At 64.2% G+C, this 358-nt stretch carries 1 protein-coding gene; it reads right to left on the bottom strand.

What is annotated here, in order from left to right:
• Positions 1 to 358 (bottom strand): Ig-like domain-containing protein (locus KE671_RS22710; RefSeq protein ID WP_206164811.1); only part of this gene is annotated, 358 nt, incomplete at both ends.

The following is a 358-nucleotide window of genomic DNA, read 5'->3' as shown; positions in this document are numbered from 1 at the left end:
GTGATATCCCGTGTCGCACTGCCGGTGTTGCCGTTCGCGGCAGTCACTTCGGCGGAGACAGTGACGTTACCGTCGGTGAGCAGCGCGAGGTCAGCCGCCGGGACGGTGACGGACCAGGTGAGGTCTGCTGCTACCGTAGCAGTGTAGTCAGTGCCGTTGAGGGTGACTTTCACTGTGTCGCCTTCAGCGGCGTTGCTCACCTTACCGGTAATGGTCTGGTCAGCCGCCACCTCGGCGGCATTCAGAAGGTCATCGCCGAGGGCGTTGATGGTGACCGTGGGCAGGTGTGTGCTGTCGGCGGCGACGCTGAAGTCACGGGTGACGGTGGTGGTGTTGCCGGTGGTGTCGGTGGCCAGGG

Source organism: Citrobacter amalonaticus, assembly GCF_018252635.1.
Lineage (GTDB): Bacteria > Pseudomonadota > Gammaproteobacteria > Enterobacterales > Enterobacteriaceae > Citrobacter_A > Citrobacter_A amalonaticus_E.
This window is presented reverse-complemented; position numbering and strand designations above follow the sequence as displayed.